The 21,123-nt window shown below is 72.1% G+C and carries 21 protein-coding genes; 10 read left to right on the top strand and 11 right to left on the bottom strand.

Going from position 1 to position 21,123, the window contains the following annotated elements; genetic code table 11:
• Nucleotide 1: 1 nt before the first annotated feature.
• The 6 genes from ACWER9_RS02275 (at nt 2) to ACWER9_RS02300 (ending at nt 8,502) form a co-directional block, all read left to right on the top strand.
• Nucleotides 2–2,209 carry a bifunctional glycosyltransferase family 2 protein/CDP-glycerol:glycerophosphate glycerophosphotransferase gene (locus tag ACWER9_RS02275; RefSeq protein WP_452300065.1) on the top strand — a complete coding sequence of 736 codons (2,208 nt, stop codon included), beginning with the start codon at nt 2–4 and terminating at the stop codon, nt 2,207–2,209.
• Nucleotides 2,210–2,333: 124 nt separating this feature from the next.
• Nucleotides 2,334–3,632: an ABC transporter ATP-binding protein gene (locus ACWER9_RS02280; RefSeq protein ID WP_452300066.1), complete on the top strand. Its 1,299-nt coding sequence runs from the start codon at nt 2,334–2,336 to the stop codon at nt 3,630–3,632.
• A gap of 94 nt (nt 3,633–3,726) precedes the next feature.
• Nucleotides 3,727–4,743, top strand: coding sequence for a hypothetical protein (locus tag ACWER9_RS02285; protein WP_452300067.1), 1,017 nt, complete (start codon nt 3,727–3,729; stop codon nt 4,741–4,743).
• 62 nt (nt 4,744–4,805) lie between these two features.
• Nucleotides 4,806–5,270 carry a DUF4442 domain-containing protein gene (locus ACWER9_RS02290; protein ID WP_452300068.1) on the top strand — a complete coding sequence of 155 codons (465 nt, stop codon included), beginning with the start codon at nt 4,806–4,808 and terminating at the stop codon, nt 5,268–5,270.
• 59 nt (nt 5,271–5,329) lie between these two features.
• The gene (locus tag ACWER9_RS02295) at nt 5,330–6,133 is read left to right on the top strand and encodes an HAD family hydrolase (protein ID WP_452300069.1); all 804 of its coding nucleotides are present in this window, start codon (nt 5,330–5,332) and stop codon (nt 6,131–6,133) included.
• Nucleotides 6,130–8,502 carry a glycoside hydrolase family 65 protein gene (locus ACWER9_RS02300; protein WP_452300070.1) on the top strand — a complete coding sequence of 791 codons (2,373 nt, stop codon included), beginning with the start codon at nt 6,130–6,132 and terminating at the stop codon, nt 8,500–8,502. Before ACWER9_RS02295 ends, ACWER9_RS02300 begins: the two co-directional genes overlap by 4 nt.
• 44 nt (nt 8,503–8,546) lie before the next feature.
• Here the strand turns inward: ACWER9_RS02300 and ACWER9_RS02305 are convergent, their stop codons facing one another.
• Nucleotides 8,547–8,741 (bottom strand): hypothetical protein, encoded by a 195-nt coding sequence (locus ACWER9_RS02305; RefSeq protein ID WP_357355872.1) that lies wholly within the window; start codon nt 8,739–8,741, stop codon nt 8,547–8,549.
• Nucleotides 8,742–8,927: 186 nt separating this feature from the next.
• Between ACWER9_RS02305 and ACWER9_RS02310 the strand changes: the two genes are divergently transcribed.
• Entirely contained in the window at nt 8,928–9,581 is a 654-nt protein-coding gene (locus ACWER9_RS02310) for a dienelactone hydrolase family protein (RefSeq protein ID WP_452300071.1), read from the top strand.
• Here ACWER9_RS02310 and ACWER9_RS02315 read toward each other — a convergent pair whose 3' ends face one another.
• Nucleotides 9,582–10,682 (bottom strand): AI-2E family transporter, encoded by a 1,101-nt coding sequence (locus ACWER9_RS02315; protein WP_452300072.1) that lies wholly within the window; start codon nt 10,680–10,682, stop codon nt 9,582–9,584. It lies immediately after the preceding gene.
• 213 nt (nt 10,683–10,895) lie between these two features.
• Between ACWER9_RS02315 and ACWER9_RS02320 the strand changes: the two genes are divergently transcribed.
• On the top strand, nt 10,896–11,066 hold the full coding sequence (locus tag ACWER9_RS02320) for an antitoxin (protein WP_452300182.1): 171 nt from the start codon (nt 10,896–10,898) through the stop codon (nt 11,064–11,066).
• 70 nt (nt 11,067–11,136) lie between these two features.
• Here the strand turns inward: ACWER9_RS02320 and ACWER9_RS02325 are convergent, their stop codons facing one another.
• Complete coding sequence (locus ACWER9_RS02325; protein ID WP_452300073.1) at nt 11,137–11,742, bottom strand: hemerythrin domain-containing protein; 606 nt, start codon at nt 11,740–11,742, stop codon at nt 11,137–11,139.
• Nucleotides 11,743–11,846: 104 nt separating this feature from the next.
• Here ACWER9_RS02325 and ACWER9_RS02330 point away from each other — a divergent pair, with 104 nt between their 5' ends.
• Nucleotides 11,847–13,229: an FUSC family protein gene (locus ACWER9_RS02330; RefSeq protein WP_452300074.1), complete on the top strand. Its 1,383-nt coding sequence runs from the start codon at nt 11,847–11,849 to the stop codon at nt 13,227–13,229.
• A 9-nt stretch (nt 13,230–13,238) separates the two neighbouring features.
• Here the strand turns inward: ACWER9_RS02330 and ACWER9_RS02335 are convergent, their stop codons facing one another.
• From ACWER9_RS02335 to eccB, 8 genes are all read right to left on the bottom strand, one after another.
• On the bottom strand, nt 13,239–13,883 hold the full coding sequence (locus tag ACWER9_RS02335; RefSeq protein ID WP_452300075.1) for a C39 family peptidase: 645 nt from the start codon (nt 13,881–13,883) through the stop codon (nt 13,239–13,241).
• Nucleotides 13,884–14,097: 214 nt separating this feature from the next.
• Entirely contained in the window at nt 14,098–14,505 is a 408-nt protein-coding gene (locus ACWER9_RS02340) for a pyridoxamine 5'-phosphate oxidase family protein (RefSeq protein ID WP_452300076.1), read from the bottom strand.
• Nucleotides 14,506–14,536: 31 nt separating this feature from the next.
• On the bottom strand, nt 14,537–14,878 hold the full coding sequence (locus ACWER9_RS02345) for a hypothetical protein (RefSeq protein WP_452300077.1): 342 nt from the start codon (nt 14,876–14,878) through the stop codon (nt 14,537–14,539).
• A 33-nt stretch (nt 14,879–14,911) separates the two neighbouring features.
• A complete protein-coding gene (locus ACWER9_RS02350) occupies nt 14,912–15,730 on the bottom strand; it encodes a hypothetical protein (protein WP_452300078.1) in 819 nt (272 codons plus the stop codon).
• Between the two features lie 153 nt (nt 15,731–15,883).
• Nucleotides 15,884–16,243 carry a hypothetical protein gene (locus tag ACWER9_RS02355; RefSeq protein ID WP_452300079.1) on the bottom strand — a complete coding sequence of 120 codons (360 nt, stop codon included), beginning with the start codon at nt 16,241–16,243 and terminating at the stop codon, nt 15,884–15,886.
• Nucleotides 16,244–16,396: 153 nt separating this feature from the next.
• Entirely contained in the window at nt 16,397–17,683 is a 1,287-nt protein-coding gene (locus ACWER9_RS02360; RefSeq protein ID WP_452300080.1) for a WXG100 family type VII secretion target, read from the bottom strand.
• A complete protein-coding gene (locus tag ACWER9_RS02365) occupies nt 17,676–18,086 on the bottom strand; it encodes a hypothetical protein (RefSeq protein WP_452300081.1) in 411 nt (136 codons plus the stop codon). The genes ACWER9_RS02360 and ACWER9_RS02365 overlap by 8 nt, the downstream gene beginning before the upstream one ends.
• Nucleotides 18,087–18,132: 46 nt before the next feature.
• Nucleotides 18,133–19,773 (bottom strand): type VII secretion protein EccB, encoded by a 1,641-nt coding sequence (gene eccB / locus ACWER9_RS02370; protein WP_452300082.1) that lies wholly within the window; start codon nt 19,771–19,773, stop codon nt 18,133–18,135.
• Between the two features lie 161 nt (nt 19,774–19,934).
• Between eccB and ACWER9_RS02375 the strand changes: the two genes are divergently transcribed.
• On the top strand, nt 19,935–21,122 hold the full coding sequence (locus tag ACWER9_RS02375; RefSeq protein WP_452300083.1) for a type VII secretion protein EccE: 1,188 nt from the start codon (nt 19,935–19,937) through the stop codon (nt 21,120–21,122).
• Nucleotide 21,123: the final 1 nt, after the last annotated feature.

Genomic DNA, 21,123 nt, shown 5'->3' on the forward strand with positions numbered 1-21,123 from the left:
GATGACCCTGATCAGTTTCGTGGTGCCGGCCTTCCGGGTGCAGGGATACCTGCGGGAGTGCCTGGACTCCATCCTCGGTCAGCCGGAGACGGACATCGAGGTGATCGCCGTCGACGACTGCTCGCCCGACGCCAGCGGCGAGATCATCGACGAGTACGCGGCCCGCGACCAGCGGGTCCACCCTGTCCGGCTGCCGGAGAACGTCGGCCTCGGTCCGGCCCGGAACATCGGGCTGGACCGGGCCGTCGGCGAGTACGTGTGGTTCCTCGACGGCGACGACTGGCTGGCTCCGGAGTGCCTGACCGAGGTCGCCGAGCGGTTGCGGGTCACCCGTCCGGACGTCCTGCTCGTCGACCACGTCCGCACCCACTGGAACGACACCGCCACCCGCAGCGCGATGGCCGAGGTGTTCCCGGAGTCGCCGGGTCCGGGCACCTTCCGGTTGCGGGAGCGGCCGCAGGCGATGCACCTGCTGCACACGGCGTGGAACCGGCTGGTCCGCCGGGGGTTCCTCGTCGACCTGGGGCTGCGCTTCGCGCCCGGCTGGTACGAGGATGTCTCGTTCAGCTACCCGGTGCTGATGGCCGCGCGGCGGATCGGCGTACTGGATCGGGTCTGCGTCAACTACCGCCAACGCCGGGCCGGGGCGATCACCCGGACCCTGGGGGACCGGCACTTCGAGGTCTTCCCGCAGTGGCACCGGGTCTTCCACCTGATGGACGAGTGGGGGTCGGCGACCGAGGCGCTGCGGCCGGTGGTCTTCGAACGGATGATCTGGCACTACCTGACCGTGCTCGGCAACGGTCGGCGGATCGCGCCGGAGTTGCGGGAGGCGTTCTTCGCGCAGATCACCGCCGACTACGAGCGTTGGCTACCGCCCGGCGGCTATCCGGTGCCGGACGGGGTCGAGGGGCTCAAGCACAAGCTCGTCGCCTCCGGCCGGTGGCGCACCTTCAGCGCGCTGCGAACCGCCAGCCGGGCCCGCGATGCCGCCCGCCGGCAGGCCCGCACCGCCCGGCGCAGGGTCGGCCCGGTCGCCAGGCGCGGTGCCCGGCTGACCCGCGACGGGCTGCTGCGCGAGTACTACCGGGCCGAGTTGCGGCGGCCGGTCGACCCGACGCTCGCGGTGTACGCCGCGTACTGGTACCGGGGCTACTCCTGCAACCCGGCGGCGATCTACGAGGTTGCCCGCCGGTTGGCGCCGGGGGTACGCGGGGTGTGGGTGGTGCGCCGGGACCGGGTGGACAGCGTGCCGGCCGGGGTGGAGTACGTGGTGGCTGGCACGCCCGCGTACTACCGGGTGCTCGCCCGCGCCCGGTGGCTGGTCAACAACGTCAACTTCCCGGACTTCGTCCGCAAGCGACCGGAACAGGTGCACGTGCAGACCCACCACGGCACGCCGGTCAAGGTGATGGGGCTGGATCAGCAGCGCTACCCGATCGGTGCGGGGCGGATGGACTTCGGTGGGCTGCTGCGCCGGGTGGACCGCTGGGACTACAGCGTCAGCTCCAACAGCTTCTCCACCCAGATGTGGGACCGGGCGTACCCGGCCACGTACACCACGTTGGAGGTGGGGTACCCGCGCAACGACCGCCTGGTCACGGCTGGCCCGGACGAGGTACGCCGACTCCGCGCGGAGTTCGGCCTCGACCCCGACGAGCAGGTCGTCCTGTACGCCCCGACGCACCGTGAGCACCTGCCCGGCTACCGGCCGCCGTTCGACCCGGACCGGTTCGTCCAGGCGCTCGGTGACTCGGGCCGGTTGTTGATGCGCAGCCACTACTTCCACGACCGGGATCGCCGTCCCGGCCAGCCGAAGGCCTGGGAGCGGGTGCGCGACGTCAGCGGCCACCAACGGGTGGAGGACCTCTATCTGGTGGCGGACGTGCTGGTCACCGACTACTCGTCGGCCATGTTCGACTATGCGGTGCTGGACCGGCCGATCGTGCTCTACACCCCGGACTGGGAGGCGTACCGGCTGGCCCGGGGCGTCTACTTCGACGTCACGGCCGAACCGCCGGGCGCGGTGGCCGCCACCTTCGCCGATCTGCTCGACCTGTTCCGTACCGACGCTGTGCGCTCGGAGCCGGCGGTCAAGGCCCGCGAACACTTCCGGGCCCGGTTCTGCACCCTCGACGACGGGCGGGCGGCGGAGCGGGTGGTGCGTCGCGTCTTCCTCGGCGAGCCAGATCGGTCGACCCGCTGCTGATCGGTGCTTCTGTCGTGTAATAGCAGCGTCATCGGTAGAACATGAGACGTTTACCCGATGTCACAAACCCATGATCCTGGTCACAGTCTTGTGGGGTTCGGCCGACGCGCTGAGGGGGAAGACGGTGAGCACCGTCACGCTCAAGGATGTGACCAAGGTTTTCCGAGACGGCACGCTCGCCGTCGACAGCATCAACCTCGATGTGAACGACGGCGAGTTCATGGTGCTGCTCGGGCCCTCCGGGTGCGGCAAGTCCACTGTGCTGCGCATGATCGCCGGGCTGGAGGATCCGACCACCGGCGCGGTCATGCTCGACGGCGAGTTGGCAAACGACCTGCCCCCACGGGACCGCAAGATCGCCATGGTCTTCCAGGACTTCGCCCTCTACCCGCACATGACCGTCGGCGACAACATCGCGTTTCCGCTGCGGCTGGCCGGGATCGAGCCCGAGCCGAGGGGTGAGCGGGTCAGTGACGTGGCCAGCGCGCTGGGCATCGGCGACGTGCTGGCCCGCAAGCCGGGTCAGCTCTCCGGCGGGCAGCGGCAGCGGGTGGCGATGGGGCGTGCGATCGTCCGCCGGCCCGGCCTGTTCCTCATGGACGAGCCGCTGTCCAACCTGGACAGCGGTCTGCGTGCCGAGCTGCGCGCGGAGATCTCCGGCCTGACCCGGGAACTCGGCGTCACCACCGTCTACGTCACGCACGACCAGGCCGAAGCGCTGACCATGGCCGACCGGGTGGCGATCATGCGCCGCGGTGTGCTCCAGGACGTGGGCACACCGACCCAGGTGTACGGCCGGCCGGCGACGCTCTACGTGGCCGCGTTCCTGGGCAGCCCGCGGATGAACCTGCTGGAGGCGTCGGTCTACGTCCACCTCGACCGGTACGTCACCCTCAACCTCGGTGACCAGTCGCTCTACCTGCCCTGGAACGACATCCGCAGTCGGGCGGTGGCGCACTACCACGGCGAGCGGATCGTCGTCGGCATGCGGGCCGAGGCGCTCACCCCGGTCGCCCCGGACAGCCCCGGTGACGTGCTGCGCGGGCGGATCCGCTACCTGGAGCACCACGGGCACGAGTCGTTGGCGTTCCTCGACATCGGCGCGACCGCGATCATGGTCGACGAGATGGGTGCGCCGCTCGATCAGCCCCCGGTCGGCCAGCGCGGCCTGCGCCGGTTCGGTTCCGTGATGCAGCGGCTCACCGGCAAGCCGGTGGAGAAGCAGGACGCGCCGGTCAGTGGCGTCCAGACCAGCGTGCTCCCCGATCCGGGCCGGCACCACCGACGCCCGGCGGAGCTGGCGGTACGGCTGGCGCCGTACCCGGCGGTCAGCGCCGGCCACCCGCTCGCCGTCTCGGTGCGGATGGACGCGCTGCACTTCTTCGACGAGCGTGGCGACCGGATCGACGTGGGTTGGCGCTGACGACGTGCCGGAGCGGGGTGGCGGGCTCGCCATCCGGTGCCCTACCGTCTGCCCACCCAGTCCACTGTGAAAGACCACCGAGAGGGGTGCACCCGTGTCGGGTGACCGTCCCAGCCCGCTCGTCATCGAGCGCATCCTGCGGGATCGCCAGGGCATCTGGCAGCAGATCGTGGCCGAGCGGGACCTCAACGCCCTGACCGGGCGGATGTTGGCCAGCTCCGCCATCGCGTTGGCCTGTTACGGGGCGGTGCTGGGTTTCTTCCACAGCCCGCTGATGGCGCTGACCTCGGCGTTGAAGCTGCCACTGCTGTTCCTGGTCACGCTCGCCATCTGCCTGCCCACGCTCTACCTGTTCAATCTGGTCTTCGGGGCCAGGCTCTCGGTACGGCAGTCGTTGGCGCTGGTGATGGTGGCGATCACTGTCACCTCGATGCTCGCGGTGGCGTTCGCGCCGATCAGTCTGTTCTTCCTGATCACCGCCAACGACTACGGGTTCTTCAAGCTGCTCAACGTGGCGATCCTGACCCTGTCGGCGCTGGTCGGGCTGCGCTTCCTGACCGGTGGGATGCAGGTGCTCAACGACCACGGTCTGCTCGCGCCGGAGGCGGCCAGAGCCGCGGTCGGGGAGCGGGCCGGCACCCCGGCCGCCGGGCAGACCATGCCGGTCGCGGTGGCCTCCGAGGCGACGCCGGCCACCGCGCCGGCCGCCGGTCAGAGCGCCGAACCTGTCGCCGTGCCGGCCGGCGCCGCGGTGGCCGAGTCGACGTCGAACGGTGCCGTGGCCACCGCTCCGGCCCCGGCTCCGGCCCCGGTGCCGGCGCAGTGGCCCGGGCAGCCGGCCGGTGCGTCGTTCCCGCCCGGCGTGCTGCCGCCCGGCTACGGAGCGCAACGCCCGTGGAACAGCCCGCCCGTGCGACGCGGCGAGCCGACGCAGCGGCCGGCAAGCATGACCCTGCTCTACATCTGGATCCTGCTCTTCGGTTTCGTCGGCACCCAGCTGGCCTGGACGCTGCGGCCGTTCTTCGGCGACCCGGGTCAGGACTTCGCCTTCTTCCGCAGCATCGACGGCAACTTCTACGCGGAGATCCTGCGGACCATCGCCAACCTCTGAGCGGGCCCGGTCGGGGAAAGTTGCCTGTTGCCGGCCTGGTTACTGACAAGTAACGTCGGGCCATGACTATCGACTCCCGCCAGGTGGCGGCCGGCATGCTCGAAGCGGTGCCGTTCGCTCGTACGCTCGGCATCGAGTTCGTCGAGGTGGCACCCGAGGCGGAGGGTGGCGTGCGGGCGGTCGTCCGGCTGCCCGACTCGCCGGCCACCCACAACCACATCGGCGGGCCGCACGCCGGCGCCATGTTCACCCTCGGGGAGACGGCCACCGGCGCGGTCGTGCTTGCCGCCTTCGGGCAGCTACTCGACCGGGCGGTGCCGTTGGCGGTGCGGGCCGAGATCGCCTACCGGAAACTCGCAATGGGTCCGGTGCTTGCCACCGCGCGACTCGGCCGGCCGGCGGCCGAGGTGATCGAGGAGCTGGAGGCTGGTCGGCGCCCGGAGTTCCCGGTCACGGTGGAGATCGCCACCGAGGACGGCAAGCCGACCTCGGCGATGACCGTGATCTGGACGTTGCGACCGAACTGAACCGCTTCGGAGCGGCGGAAACGGGTTTGCGGGCGCAGTGGGGTGGATAGATTCGTAGCGTGCTGGGCCTACCTGCTCACGTGACCGCCTGTCTCTTCGATCTGGACGGTGTGCTGACGCAGACCGCCCGGGTCCACAACACCGCCTGGACGCAGACGTTCGACGAGTTTCTCCGTCAACGCGCCACGGCCTCTGGTGAGCCGTTCCAACCGTTCGACCCGGGTCCGGACTACAACCGCTACGTCGACGGCCGACCCCGTGCCGACGGCGTCCGAACGTTCCTCGCCTCCCGGGGGATCGTGCTGCCCGAGGGCAGCCCGGACGACCCGCCCGAGGCCGAGACCGTCAACGGCCTGGGCAACCGCAAGAACGTCCTGCTGCTGCACCGGCTGCGCACCGCAGGCGTCGAGGTCTACCCGGGCTCGGTGCGGTACCTGAAGGCGGCGGCCGCCGGTGGGCTCCATCGCGCCGTGGTCACCGCGAGCGCGAACGGGGGCGAGGTGGTCGCCGCCGCCGGGCTGGAGCCGCTGTTACAGGCCCGGGTGGACGGGCTGGTCGCCCGTGCCCAGGGGCTGCGGGGCAAACCACACCCCGACACCTTCCTCGCCGGAGCCACGCTGCTCGGCGTCGACCCGACACAGGCGGCCGTCTTCGAGGACGCGCTCTCCGGGGTGGCCGCCGGCCGCGCCGGCGGCTTCGGCTACGTGGTCGGCGTCGACCGGGTCGGGCAGGCCGACGAGCTGCGCGCCCACGGCGCCGACGTCGTGGTGACAGACCTCGCCGACCTCCTCGACGCCGCCGAACCGGCATCCCCGCCCCGCACCTCGACCGACCCGCTCGCCGCCGAAAGAGGCTCCACATGATTCGCGAGCGCGCCTATCCGGTCGAGCCCTGGCACGTCCGGGAGACCCGGCTGGACATGGACGTGCTGGCCCAGTCGGAGTCGGTCTTCGCGCTCTCCAACGGGCACGTCGGCCTGCGGGGCAACCTCGACGAGGGTGAGCCGCACGGGCTCCCCGGCACCTACCTCAACTCGTTCTACGAACTGCGCCCACTGCCGTACGCGGAGGCGGGCTACGGTTTCCCCGAGTCCGGGCAGACCATCGTCAACGTCACCAACGGCAAACTGATCCGGCTGCTCGTCGACGACGAACCGCTCGACGTGCGGTACGGGGAGCTGCTCGCCCACGAGCGGGTCCTCGACCTGCGGGCCGGCACGCTGCACCGGGAGCTGCACTGGCGCTCGCCCGCCGGCCGCGAGGTCAAGGTCCGCAGCACCCGGCTCGTGTCGTTCACCCAGCGGTCCGTGGCCGCCATCAGCTACGAGGTGGAGGCCGTCGACCGCCCGCTGCGGCTCATCGTGCAGTCCGAGCTGGTGGCCAACGAGTCACTGCCCGCGCAGAGCAAGGACCCCCGGGTCGCCGCGGTGCTGGAGTCGCCGCTACAGGCCGAGGAGGAGCTGACCACGCCCGACGGCGGGCAGCTCATCCACCGCACCAAGGTCTCCGGCCTGCGCGTCGCCGCCGCCATGGAGCACGAGGTGCACGGCCCGGACCACACCACCATCGAGTCCGAGGGCTACCAGGACTGGGTGCGTACCACGATCGCCTGCGTGCTCAAGCCCGGCGAGAAGCTGCGGGTGATCAAGTACCTGACGTACAGCTGGTCGAGCCGTCGGTCCCTGCCGGCGCTGCGCGACCAGGTCGGCGCGGCGCTTGCCGGCGCCCGCCTCGACGGCTGGGACGGGCTCCACCGGGAGCAGCGCAACTACCTCGACGAGTTCTGGGACGCCTCCGACGTGCTTGTCGAGGGCGACCCGGAGGTGCAGCAGGCGGTCCGGTTCGGTCTCTTCCACGTCCTGCAGGCCGGCGCGCGGGCCGAGCAGCGGCCGATCTCGGCGAAGGGGCTGACCGGCCCCGGCTACGACGGTCACGCTTTCTGGGACACCGAGATGTTCGTCCTGCCGGTGCTCACGTACACCCAGCCCAGCGCGGTGCGCAGCGCGTTGCAGTGGCGGCACAGCACGCTGGACTCGGCGAAAGAACGCGCCGAGACGCTCAACCTCAAGGGGGCGGCCTTCCCCTGGCGCACCATCGAGGGTCCGGAGTCCTCCGGATACTGGCCGGCCGGCACGGCCGCCTTCCACATCGCCGCCGACATCGCCGACGCCATGCGCCGCTACGTGATGGTCACCGGGGACACCCAGTTGGAACGGGAGATCGGGCTGGAGCTGATGGTGGAGACCGCCCGGCTGTGGCGCTCGATCGGCCACCACGACCGGCACGGGCAGTTCCACATCGATGGTGTCACCGGCCCGGACGAGTACACCGCCGTGAAGAACGACAACATCTACACCAACCTGATGGCGCAGCGGAACCTGCTCGCCGCCGCCGACGTGGTCATGCGCCACCGGGACGAGGCGTTCCACCTGGGGGTCACCGACGAGGAGGCCGCGAGCTGGCGGGACGCCGCCACCGCCATGCACATCCCGTACGACGAGGAACTCGACGTCCACCAGCAGGTGGAAGGCTTCACCCGGCTCCAGGAGTGGGACTTCACGCACACACCTGCGGAGAAGTACCCGTTGCTGCTGCACTACCCCTACTTCGAGCTGTACCGCAAGCAGGTGGTGAAGCAGGCCGACCTGGTCCTCGCCATGCACTGGCGGGGGGACGCCTTCACCCCCGAGGAGAAGCTGCGCAACTTCCTCTACTACGAGCGCCGCACCGTGCGCGACTCGTCGTTGTCGGCCTGCACCCAGTCGGTGCTCGCCGCCGAGGTGGGCCATCCGGAACTCGCGCACACCTACCTGCGTGAGGCCGCGCTCATGGACCTGCACGACCTCAACGAGAACACCCGCGACGGCGTACACATGGCGTCGTTGGCCGGCGCGTGGCTCGCCCTGGTCAGCGGGTTCGGCGGTCTACGGGACCACGACGGCGAGCTGTCCTTCGCGCCCCGGCTCTCCAGCCGACTCAGCCGCCTGGAGTTCTCGTTGCAGTGGCGAGGGCTGGCGCTGCGGGTGGACGTCCGGCCGCACCAGACGACGTACTCGCTGCGCCACGGCGGGCCCGACGACGTGGTGGAGCTGCGCCACCACGACCAGAAGCTGCGGGTGACCTGCGACGAGCCGGTCACCGTGCCGGTTCCGCAGGCCGAGCCGTCCGGCCCCCCACCCGAGCAACCACCGGGCCGGTCCCCGCTGCTGCGTTTGCCCGAACGCGAACAGTGACGGGCGGGGCGGAACTGCCCGCCCCGCCCGCCCAGTCCGACACGTCAGACCGGCTCACCTGTCGACGGACGTCCGATCGCGTCCCGGGGCGCCGCCGCCTTCGGATCGTCGGGCAGCCGCGCCGAGGCGGCCTGGTCGCCGAAGTCCTGGTCCCCGAAGTCCTGGTTGCGCTCGGCGTCCTGTTCGCGCTGGGTCCGCTCGGTCAGCTGCTGCTGCCGCGAAATCTGTTGCTTGGCCATGACGATCCTCGCGATCCGTCGGGGCGCGGTTGCGCCGACACGGTCTGCGGTCGCTCGTCGCGTACCCGACCCCCCATCGGGCAAACGCGGCCCGGCGGCGCTCCGACCCGGGTGACGCGGCCGTCGGTGGCGTGCCGCGCGGCGGGCGGGGTACCCCGACCACCGGCGAGCACGCGGAGGTGCGGCATGGACGAGCAGCGTGGCACGGTGACGATTCCGGTCGGGGACGCCCAACTCCCCGCCGACCTGACGCTGCCCGCCCAGCCGGTCGGCGTGGTGCTGTTCGCGCACGGCAGCGGCAGTTCCCGGCACAGCCCGCGCAACGTGGCGGTGGCCCGGACGCTCAACGACCGGGGGCTCGGCACGGTGCTTGCCGACCTGCTCACCCCGGCCGAGGACGAGGTGGACGCGCGAACCGCCGAACTGCGCTTCGACATCGGTCTGCTGGCCAGCCGGCTGGCCGGGATCGTCGACTGGCTGGCCGCCGAACGTCCCGCCGGTGACGTGCCGATCGGCCTGTTCGGGGCCAGCACTGGTGCTGCCGCCGCCCTGGTCGCGGCGTCGACGCGGGCCGATCGGGTGGGTGCGGTGGTCAGCCGCGGTGGTCGGCCGGACCTGGCCGAGGGTGCGCTGGCCCGGGTGCGCACCCCGACGTTGCTGTTGGTGGGCGGGCTGGACGAAGAGGTGATCACGCTGAACGAGCGGGCGCTTGCCGAGTTGGGGGAGGTCGGCGAGCTGCGGGTGATCCCCGGTGCCACCCATCTCTTCGAGGAGCCCGGCACCCTTGAGCAGGTCGCCGACCAGGCCGGCGGCTGGTTCACCACGCACCTCAGCCGATGATCAGTCCGCAGGCAGCAGGGCCGAGGTGGAACGGCGCTGCTGGACGGTGTCGATGACGCGCCAGAGGACGGCGGTGATCGGGACGCTCACGAAGGCGCCGGCGATGCCCGCGATCAGCGTGCCCGCGGTGACCGCCACCAGGATCACCGCCGGATGCAGCCGGACCTGACGCTTCATCACCAGGGGCTCCAACAGGTTGCCCTCGATCTGCTGGACGGCGATCACCGCCGCGAGGGTGAGCAGCGCGGTGGTGGGACCGTTCGCGGCCAGCGCCACAAGCACCGCCACCGCGCCGGCGACGGTTGCCCCGATGATCGGCACGAACCCGCCGAGGAAAGTGATCAACGCCAGCGGCAGGGCGAGTGGCACCCGCAGCACCACGAGGGCCAACCCGATGCCCAGCGCGTCGATGGCGGCGATGAACATGGTGCCCCGGCTGTACGCCCCCAACGTCTGCCAACCGTTTCGGCCGGCCTCGGCCATCACCTGCTGGTTCGGGCCGGACACCCGGGACAGCACCCAGTGCCACATCGACCGGCCATCCTTGAGCAGGAAGAAGAGCAGCACCAGAGCCAGCAGCGCGGAGCCGAACACCTCGGTGGCGGTCCGGGCGCCGGCCACCGGGTCCGGAGAGCTGCCGCTGAGCCCCTCCCGGGCCTGGTCGACGAGCCGCTCCAGCTGTGCCTCGGTGACCGGCAGCGTGGACGTCACGAAGTCCCGGCTGCGTTCGACCCCCTGCGTCAGCTCCTGGCTGAGCTGGTCGAACTGGCTGGCGGTCAGGTTCCACACCAGGGCGCCGACGCCGACCAGGATGCCGAGCAGCAGCAGTACGGTGCAGAGCGCGGCAAGCGCCGCCGGGAGGCGCAACCGGCGCAGCAGGAGCAGGACCGGGTCGAGCAGGGCGGCGAGGAAGATGGTGGCGGCCAGCGCGATGGCCAGCGGCGCCAACAGGACGGCGATCCTGCCCAGCAGGTAGAGCCCTGCGGCGATCACCACCAGACAGGCGCTCCACAACACCGCGGTTCGGACCAGCCACGGCAGCGCCGCCCAGGTCTGGCGCGGCCCGGGGCCGCCTGTCGGTCCGGGTGCCTCTGCGGCCATGTCGGTCCTCCTCGATCTCGACGAGGTCGGTACCCGGTCGGTCGTGCCCCGACACCCGAATCGGCGGCCGACGCCCGCGCGGATCGTACGCCCGCCGACGTGGCGCGGGTGGACGTTTGCGAGCCGCAGCCGGAACGACGGCGTTTGCGCTGTCGGGCCGAGGGAACGCGAAGGGGGCGGACCGGACTGAGGAGGAACGCCGTGGGTGACTTCATGGACAGGGCCAAGGACTTCGCGGACAAGCATGACAAGCAGGTCGACCAGGGTGCGGAGAAGGCCGGCGAGATGGCCGACAAGCGCACCGGCGGTAAGTACGGCGACCAGATCGACAAGGGCGTGGACCAGGCCCAGGCGCGTACCGGTGAGGGCGACCAGGTCCGCTGACCGCCACGCCTTCTCCCGGGCCGCCGAGCGGTCGGCGACCCGGGAGCGCCAGGCCTGGGCGGGGCGCGGCTCAGCGCTGGTGCTTGTGGTGCAGCTCGTCGATCGAGGTGGGTCGCCCGCTCAACGCGTCGCGCAGCCGGTCGACCAGACCGATCCCCGGGGCGAGCAGTCGGTTCGCCGGCGGGTGCTCCGGGTTCCCCGGATGTGGCCGGGTCGGCCCGAACTTCTTGATCGCCGTCACCCTGGCAGCGATCTCGACCAGCTCCTCCCGGGCCGTCGCCGCGCGTAGCCGGGGAAAGAGTTCCTTCTCCTCCTCCGTCACGTGGTGCCGGACGGTGCTGGTCAGCTGAGCGAGCAGCTCGTCGAAGCGGGGGTCGGCCGGGTCGGCCGACTCCAACTCCTTCATGGTCCGCTCGGCGTCGGCGTGCTCCGCGATCTCCCGGTCGGCGATCTCGTCGCCGTCGGGCAGCACCTTGCGGGCGATCGGATACACGTACGCCTCCTCGGCCACCGAGTGCCGGACGAGTTCGGCGATCACCACGTCGGCGAGACGCCGCCGATGCTCAGGGTCGCCCTGGCGGGTCGCCAACTCGACGAGGACTGACTCGATCTCACGGTGGTCGGACAGCAGGATGTCGACGACATCATGGTCGTCGACGGTAGGTGGATTGCTCATGTCACGGCCCCTTACCGGTTGCGGATCGGTGGAGGTGTGTGGCACTGGTACCCCCACGGGGCTGCACAAACACACGGTTGACGATGTGTTCGACGGGGCCGCTGGTGGCTGCGGTGGCGGTGGTGGCGAGGCGCGACGAATGCCCCGCCGTCGCCGGGGTAACCGCCGCCATGGCCGACGACCGCCCATCCGCCGACCGCGATCAGTCGCGGCTCGACGAGACCGCCGAGCGGGCGGTCCGCAGGGTGCGGCACCGTGGTGGGCAGGCCGGTCGGATCCGGGCCCGGCAGTGGGAGGTCACCCTGGTGATCTCCATCCAGGCCGGGCTGGCTGCGGCGATCGCCGCCCTGCTCGCCCAGAACCTGCTCGGTCCCGGAGCGCACGTCTTCGCTCCCGCCGCCGCCGTCGGTACGATCGCCACCGCCATCGGGCAACGGGCCCGGCGCACGTTCGAGCTGCTTGGCGGTGTGGCTCTGGGCATCGTCATCGGTGACACGCTGCGTTTCCTGCTCGGCTCGGGCCCGTGGCAGACCGGCGTGGTGGTCGCGCTGGCCATCGCCTCCGCGTTGCTGGTAGCCGGCAAGGGTGGTCCCCTCGTCGGTCAGGCCGGCGGTACCGCCGTGCTGATCGCCACGCTGGCTCCGATGCAACGGGGCCTGGAGGTGCCCCGGATCTTCGACGCGCTCGTCGGTGGGGTGGTCGGCCTGGTGGTGGTCGCGCTGCTGTTGCCGATCAACCCGATGCGGGTGCTGGACCGGGCCGCGGCACCGATCTTCGCGATCCTCTGCGAGCAGCTCGCCGAACTGGCGCAGGCGATGCGCGAGCGCGACGGCGCCCGGACCATGAACGTCCTGGAGCGACTCCGCAGTACCGAGGACGACCTGGGCCGGCTGCACGACGCGCTCAGCGGCGCCGAGGAGGTGGTGACGATCGCCCCGGTGCGCTGGCATCGCCGCCAGCAGTACCACCGTTACGCCCGCAGCGCGGGGCACCTGGAGCGGTTGCTGCTGGATACCCGTGCAATGGCCCGCTGGTCGACAACCGCTCTGCAGTACGACGAGCCGATTCCGCCGGAGCTACCGGACGCGATGGCCCGGCTGGGTCAGGCGGTGGCGGAGATGCGTACGGAGTGCAAGGTCGGCGACGATCCCCGGCGCACCCGCCGGTTGGTCCAGGAGTGCGCCGAGTTGGCCGGGCGGGCCTCCGTGAGCGGTGTCCACTCGTTCGGCGAATCCCTCGTCACCGGACTGCGCACCGCGGCAAGTGACCTGTTGCGGGCATCCGGTAGTGAACCCGACGACGCCAACCGGATCGTGCGCCGGGCGGCCGGCGCCGGCGAGGCGGAGATCCACCCGCCGATCCGGCGACAACTGCACCGGGCCCGGCCGACGCGGGCCGCCCGCGCCCGCCGACGCGCCCACCTCGCCGCCCGGACCCGTGACGACGGGCGGGCCGGCCTCCCCGCACGGGAGAGGCCGGCCCGGTGACCGTGCTGATCAGGAGGAGTAACCGCGCTCGGCGATCCAGTTGGCGACCTTGGGCAGGCTCATCCAGTACTCGCCCAACGCCGGGTCGGCCGGGTCGGCGACCCGGATCGTGTCGCCACCGTCGCGGTAGCCGACAAGGGTCAGGTAGTGGCCGCCCTCGTACGAGTGCGGGTTGCCGTCGGTGTCCACAGTCGTGCCCTTGATGTTGGCCACCACCGGTCGGCCGGCGTCGACCGCGGCAAGCACGTCGCGGCGCAGCTGCTCGACCTGGTCGGGGCGGGCCACCGAGTCACGGATCTCGGTGGTCTTGTACTTGCCCCCGGTCAGCTCGTTGAGGACCCGGGTGGTGTCCAGGGCCGAGGGGGTGCCCGCCTCGGTGGTGCCCAGCAGCCGGGCCACCTCGTCCTGGGTGAGCGCCTTGCCCTGGGCGGACAACGCGATCCTGGTCGCGGCCGGGCCGCAGTAGTAGAAGTTCGGCTGGGCCTGGTAGTCGACGCCGAGAATCCGCTCGGCGTGCCGGTCGGTCTGGCTCGACGGGGCCGGGGCGGCGGGCGCCGGGGCGGCCTGCGCGGCCACCGCCGGTCCGAGGGCACAACCGCCGGCGACCAGCAGGCCGACGACGGACAGACCACTCTTCTGGACGATCGGGTTCATGGTCGAGTCTCCGTTCGGGGGTTGGCGCCTCCGACCGGCGGAGGGCGGCAGCACCGGGAATGGCGCTCGGCGCAACACGAGGGGCCGACCATCCGTGGTCTCGGCCCTGGGCGTACCGAGGACGTAACCGCTCTGCTCCGCGAAGAATTCCGCAGGCCGAGGGCACTGCGGCACCCCCCGACCCCGAGCCGGTCAACGGGGACGTGCGGTCGGCTCAGAGGCTCCCGAGCAGCCTGGTCACGGTGATCTCGATGACCACGCGGTCCGGATTCGGACGTGGCGTCCGATACCGCTCGGCGTACCGCCGCTCCGCCTCCGCCACCGCTGCCTGGTCCGATCGCAGCACCGCGCGACCCTCGATCGTCAACCAGCGGCGGCCATCCACGTGGCACACCGCCACCGGGGCGCCCGCCGCGCCGGCCGCCGCCACCTGACGGGCCTTGTGGGAGGCGCCGGAGGTGATGACCCGCGCCAGCCCGGCAGTCGGGTCGAGAGTCACCCCGACCGGTACGACGTGCGGGGTGCCGTCCGCCCGCAGGGTGGTAAGCGTCGCGAGGTGTCGTTCCGCGCAGAAGGCGACAACACGCTCATCGTGCACGCTCAACCGATGATCGCCCGCCATGCCCGTCCCCTGTCCGCCGAACCGATCCTGATCATGGCACGCGGCGGCGTACCCGGTCCCGGTCCGGCGGGGCGTCCGGCTGACCGGGCAGCTGGCGGCCCGCCGCCCGACGTTGGTGCACCAGCCGGGTCAGGTAGATCAACGCGGCGGCCAGGACTCCCATGTCATCCAGGTAGATCGGGTCCGGCAGCACGTCGACCGGGAAGATCGTGTAGATCAGCGCCCCGTAGAAGGCGACCTTGCCGCCCGCGCCGAGCCCATTCAACAGCCGCCGCGTACGCACCACGCGCACCGCGAGCACCACGGCACCGGCAAGTGTGGCGAGCGCCAGGATGCTGGCGATCACCACGAGGACCCACGCCTGTCGGGACATGCCGTCACGCTAACCCACGCGACGCCGCGCGGCTCAGAACGCGGGCACGGTCGCCCGACCGCGAGCGGTCACCGTGTTCTCCCGGGTCTGCTCGACGTTCTCCCGGGTCTGCGCGACCGACGGTCGGGCAACCTCGCTCAGCGGCAGCACCGATGCCGACTCGGCGACCCGTCGGCCGGTCGCCGCGTGCGCCTCCTCGCGCAGACTGCGGGCCGCGGCCACCGCCACCTCCGCTGCCCGCCAGGTGGCTTGCTCCCGCTCGCGAGCTGCGGCGTGCCTGGCCGCCAGGTTGTCCCGGATCGCCCGCTGGAGCACCAACTCCTGCTCGACCGGGTGCAGCCGCGGGTCCCACCCGTCGCGGTGCGCGAAGACGTCGCTGAGCTGCTCCACCGACAACTCCCGCCGCCAGTACGCATCCAACGCCGCCCGGTGCAGGTAGCGCTCGCGGTCCGCGTACTCGGCGGGCGTCCGGACGGTGTGCGGCAGGGGCATCGCGGCCGCCGCGTCGAGCCGCCGTACGCCGGCCTCGGCGGCTTCGTACGCCAGCCAGGCCGCCTCGACCGCCTCCTGCGCGGCCACCCACTCCACCCGGCGGCGCTGCGCGGTGGTGGTGGCCCGCTCCGCCGCCACCGCGACCTCCTGCGCGTAACGGCTCTGCTCCCTCTCCTCCTGCGCCTGTTCGAGGTGGCTCGGCATCGCCGCGCGGCGAATCCGGGCCCCCGGGTCGAAGCGGAACCGGCCGGGCCGCAGCAGCAGGGCGGCGACGGCGACTGCGACCACCGCCAGAAGGCTCAGCCAGATGACGGCGGCCCGGGAGAGGTCGGGCAGGACGGCGGAGAGGACGGTATCCATGATCAGCACCTCGCGGTCGAATGCGGGTATCGACGGGCGGCAGGAGGGCGCGGCGGCACCGGTCGGCCCGGTCAGGGGTCGTCCCGTCGACGGCGACTTCAGGTGCCGAGCGGGATCAGCCGGGATGGGGTGCCGGGGATGGCCGGGCCTGGCTCAGCGGGCGGGCGGGCCACGTCGCGCTGGAGTGTCACGACCGGGATCGATGGCCGGGACGTGCACCGGGGCCGCAGCAACCGGACCGGTCGCCGTCGCGCTGTCGAGCGTGTCGGCCGGCGGGGCGGGCGCGGGCTGGGCGGCCCGCTCGATGGCCGGGCCGGCGTCGGGGTGGACACTCGCCACCCGGCTGCTCACGGCACTGGGCCGCAGCTGCGTGGGGGCCGGCGGTGGGGTCGCGGCGAGAGCGGCACCGAGGCCGACCGCGAGCACCAGGGCGGTGATCGCCAGACGGGTCAGCTCGCGCAGTGACCGCAGCACAGCCCACCGGGCTGGGCGGGCAGACGCTGCGGAGGACACCCGACCAACCTATCGCCAGTCCTGGCGGACCGCAGCACGGCGACGGGCCGCGCTGGCGTGACCGCTACCACCATGCGCACTGTGGACGCCATCGGCCGGGCCCCGGAAACGGTGGCGCCGCCGGTGCTGCGAACCTGCCGGCGGCGGACGTGGTCAGCTGCCGGTGCCGAGCACCGGCGGCGCGGCCTTGTCGTCGCCCTGCCACACCATCTCGTCCTCGGTCAACCAGGTCAGCCGCTCGTCGGAGTCGTCGTCAGGCGCTCGACCCTGCCCACCGAGCACGCCGGGACGACCGTTGCCGGAACCCGGCCGGGCGTTGCCACCCGTCACCGCGGCCCGGCCGCCGCCCCCACCGCGCTGGCCGTCGAAGCTGCGCCCGACCCCGTTTGCGGCGCGGGTCTCCGTCGGGGCCGCAGCACCGCCGGTCGGGCGTGGCGAGGTGGGAGCCGCGCTGCCCGAACCCGCGAGCGCGCCGCTGCGCAACACGCCACCGGCCGGCGCCCCGCCCTGTGTTCCGTAGAGCAGGCCGGGGCCGGTGCTCGCCCCGGCGGGTGCGCCGGCCGGCCCGGACAGGCCGATCAGCCCGACGGCACCCCCGCCGAGCAGCGCGCCGCCGAGAAGTGGGTCCGCCCCGGCGAGAGACGTGCCGCTCCCGTTTCCGGCACCGATCGGGCCGGTGACGACGGCCGTGTTGCCGCCGGTGCCCGAGCCGACCTGGCCCGGATCGGAATCGCCGCCGGGCAGCTCGGCGACGCGGTCCGGTGTGGAGATCGTCTTGTCGCCGGTCTGCCCGGTGTCAGTGCCGGTCCCGGGGCCGCTGCTCACCTTGGCGATGGCCGAGACACTCTGCGGCGTCGTCGGATCCTTGCGGGCGGTGGTCGGAGTATCCGGATCTGGCGGGGGTGGGTCGACCACGCGGTCGTAGGCGGAGAGGTCGTAACTGCTGGCCAGGTCGGCCACCAGGTTGACCATCCGCTGGTGGGCCTTCTCCTGCTCGGCCTTGTCCTGCTGGTGGCCCGCGATGCCGCCGACGATCAGACCGGTCAAACCGAAGGTGGCGCCACCCTTGATCGCACCGGAGATCGCCTTGTCGTTGTCGTCGGTCTCCTCGGGGCTCTCGGCCTGCTTGTGGGCGGCGCGCAGATGGTCGGCCATCATGGTCAACCCCTGCTTGATGCCGGCCATCCCCTCGCCCAGCGCGTCGCTGTGGGCGACGATCAGGCTGAGCCGCCGGTGGAACTCCCGACCTGCCGAACCCGTCCAGGTGTTGCCGAGCTTCTCCAGGTCGCCGCTCAGCTCGCGGCCGAGGCCGTCGAGGATGCCCTTGAGCTCGGCCCACTGGGTGGCCACGCCCTCGATCTGCTCGGGCTTGCCCGCCATCAGGCCGTCATACAGCTGCTGGTGGCTCTGGCCCTGGTAGCGCTGGGTGTATTCAGACACGCCCGTCCTCCTTCGGCTGCAACGCCCGGTCGACCGGGGTCAGCGCGGCGGTGACATCGCCGGCGTTGGCCGCGTTACGTGCCTCGGCGGTGCGGTAGTTGCCGAGGATCGTGCTCGTCGCCTGCTGGGCCGCGAGCACCGCCTGCCGGATGCGTTCGGCCTGGTCGACATAGGACTGGTGCACCTCGCTGTAGCGACGCGCGTTGTCGGTGGCGTCGAGGAACGAGCCCAGCGCCGGAGGACGGCACTGCATCTCGGTGTTGAGCTTGCGCAGCACCGACTCGGCCTGACTCAACCGCGACGCCAGGTGCTCGTGGAAGTCCTCAAGGGACAACAGGTCGACTTCCGTACGCCCGGCCATGGCAACATCCCCGTCGTTCTGGTTGACAACCGTCAGCGACATTCAGGTTAGTCCACCAGTGCGACTCCGGGCGACCCGCCGAGGCTGCTCAGCCGTCGGCGTCCGTCGATTCCGTCGAACCCCCGCCGCCGGCCCCGCCGTTCGGCGCGGCGCCACTCGCCGGAGCCGACGGTGTCGAGCCCGACGGTGACGACGAGCCCGACGGTGACGACGAGCCCGACGGCGACGAAGAGCCCGACGGTGACGGCGATCCCGAGGGCGGTGCCGCCGACGGGGAGGTCGACCTCGGCGCGACAGACGGGGGTACGGCCGGGGCCGGCCCGTCCTGGGCGAAGACGGCGAACGCGTCCTCGCGGTCCAGGGTCGGCCCGGTCGGAATGAGCGCGAGCAGGGAGCCGGGCACCGCCAGCGGCGTGACCCCGCCGTAGCCGAGCACGTCGAGCGTGGCCGCCGAGGCGAGCGGATACCTGATGCCCTGCGGGCTGATCAGGTAGATCGTCGACCCAGCGGCGCCGGACCCGCTGGTTCCGGCACCGGGCGAGGCCTGCGCGATGACACCCTTGCCACCGGGCAGGAGCACCGCCTCGGCGGTGCGTACGGCGTCGCGCCGGGTCTGGCGTACCGGTACCAGACCCGGATCGCTGTCGGTCAACTCGGTCGGCACCCGGTCGAAGACCTCCAGGGTGGTGGTCGGTGGGCCGCCCGCGGTGCCCTTCCGGTACGTCGCGCAGAGCGTGGTCTGGCCGGGCCGCGCCGCGTAGAGGGTGGGCATCGTCGGCGGCATCCCCGCCTCCTCGATCCGCCGCTCCTCGAACGCCTCGCTGGCCTGGTTCGGGGTGATGTCGGTGATCCGACCACCGTTGCTGATCAGCAGCAACGCGGTGATCTCACTTATCGACACGAGAGCGTCGCGGGTCAGCACGTAGTGCCGCCCGGCGGCCTTGAACACCGAACCCACGTCGTACGACTGCCCCGCCACCCTGCGGCTGCTGGGCTCGCCCTCACCGGTAAGCGACGGCCGGCGCAACGGTGGCCCGGCCGGCACGGCGTTGAGCAGCTGCTGGCCGATCTGGAGTCGCTCGGTGCCGGCCATCCGCAGCGCCGTGATCGTGCGGGACGGGTCGAGCAGTTGGAGCCGGGCGTTGTTGGTGATCAGGTACCGCTGGTCGTCCACCGAGACCAGCACGCCCTGGTCGCCAAGCGGCTTACCGCCGGGCAGCGCACGGTCGATCACCAACCGGGTACTGGACCGCTGCCGGTCGACCGGGTCCGGTACGTCGCAGACCGACCAGGGCAGCCCGGTCAGCGACTTGCGGTCCGGTAGGGCGTCCGGTGCCCCGACGATGCCGACGGTCACGCCGCGGGGCCGGTCCCGCAGGGACGCCTGGGACATCGTCCGCACCTCGGCACTCGCATCGTTGACGATCAGACGCGCCGAGGTGTAGTTGAGCGTCGGGTGCAGCTTCCCCTCGATGAACACGTACGTCGCGCCGGTCTCCCGTTCGATGACCAGGGTCTTGTCGTCCAGCGGCGCTGAGCCGCCGGTCAGCTGGCCGTACGCGCCCACCCCACCGAGCACGATGGCCGCGGCGAGAACGCTGCCGAAGACGGCCATGCCGAGCCGTCGCATCGGCAGGTTTGTGGTCTCCGGATCGCCCGACAGCAGGGCCGAGACGATGCGGCGGGTGACGAAGCGGTACGCCTGCACCTGATCGCGGCGGGTCCGCATGACTTACCTCCGGCGGGGTGGATCCGCGACGATCAGGTCGAGGTGTCGTCGCGGGCTTCCCTACGATAAGGGGCCGACGATGGTTCCTTGGGACCACCGCTGTTGGCCGGCACCGGACCGACCCGGCGCAGAGCCGTACCGTGCAGGAGGGACAGTCAGCGATGACGCAGGTTCAGGCGCCACCCGCCCGAGCGGTCACGGACCCTGTCGACGTTCCGACCCGGCCGGTGCCACCGGCGGAGCGGCCCGGTCGTGGACGGATCGGCCCCGTGCTGGTCGGGCAGCTCGTCGTGCTGGAGTTGTGCGTGGTCGGGGTCTGGGCCGCCACGGCCGGGCCCAGCTGGGTTCTCCCCGCGGCGGGCGCGGCGGCGCTGCTCGTCGTGCTGGCGGCCTTCGCCCGCCGGGGTGGCCGCTGGTGGTTCGAGGACCTGCTGCTGCGCCGCCGACTGCGTCGGCGCGCCGAGCGCGCGTCGGCCGCGCTGACGAGCGGCACGGCGACCGACCCGCGGTTGGCCGCGCTCGCCCCCGAGCTGAGCGTCATCGAGCTGACCGACCGGGGCACCCGGCTCGGCATCGGGCGCGACGACCAGGGCTGGTTCGCGGCCGTCGCCCTGCAGTCGGCCACCGGTGCGGCGGTCGGCTCCGTCGACGCCTCCGCGGTGGACCGTGCGCTGCGGGTGCTCGCGGACTTCAGCGCCCCGGTCTCCCGGACGCAGGTCGTCGCGCACACGCTCGTCTGGTATCCGGCACCCGGCGCGCCGCCGGCCGCACACCGGACGGTCTGGGTGGCGGTGCGGCTCACCGTCCGCGACGCCCGGGTCGAGTCGGTGAGCCGGGGCGGCGGGCTGACCGGTGTGCACCGGACGGTGGCCGCCGGGGTCGGCCGGCTCGGTAAGGCGCTGACCTCGGCGGGGTTGGCCCATCGCCCGTTGGGTCGTGAGGAGCTGCGCGCGGCAATCGTCTCGGCCGCCGGCCTGGACCTGGTGCCGGAGGCGCCGGCCGAGAGCTGGGACGGGTTGCGTGGCGGTGGCTGGACGCACCGCTGCATGACGCTGCGGGGCCGTTCCGACGCGCCGCTCGGCCCGCTCGTGGACGCGATCACCGCGACCTCGGCGCCGTCGCACACGGTGGCCGTGACCGTTGCGGGCGATGGTCGGGTGGCGGCGCCGCTGCTGCGGGTCGCGGCAATGGACAACCACGTCGAGGCCCTGGTCAAGGTGGTGCGCGAGGTCGCCGACCGGGTGGGCGCCGCCACCCGGCCGGCGGACGGTCAGCACGCGCCTGGCGTCTACGCCACCGCTCCGGTCGCGTCGACGCTCGGCGTCTCCACCAGCCTGCGGTCGCGCTGAC

It is taken from the genome of Micromonospora sp. NPDC003944 (genome assembly GCF_053605225.1).